The 209-nt window shown below is 68.9% G+C and carries 1 protein-coding gene; it reads left to right on the top strand.

What is annotated here, in order from left to right; translation table 11 throughout:
• Positions 1-199: helix-turn-helix domain-containing protein (locus TW83_RS18845; protein WP_045984324.1), on the top strand; the 199-nt coding region annotated here is incomplete at its 5' end.
• Positions 200-209: the final 10 nt, after the last annotated feature.

Here is a 209-nt window from a genome sequence, read left to right as displayed (position 1 = left end):
CGAGGCCGCCTTCGCCCGCGAGGCGGGCGATCCGTCCGTCGAGGTTACCGCACGCCGCACCAGCCTGCGCACCCAGGAATGGGAGACGATCCAGTCCACGCTGCGCGATTGCGACTTCAACATCTCGGAAGCCGCGCGGCGGATGGGCATGCATCGGCGCACCCTGGCGCGCAAGCTTGCCAAGCGGCAGATGGGCTGATGGGCTGATG

It is taken from the genome of Paracoccus sp. S4493, assembly GCF_000967735.1.
In the GTDB taxonomy this organism is placed as follows: domain Bacteria; phylum Pseudomonadota; class Alphaproteobacteria; order Rhodobacterales; family Rhodobacteraceae; genus Paracoccus; species Paracoccus marcusii.
This window is presented reverse-complemented; position numbering and strand designations above follow the sequence as displayed.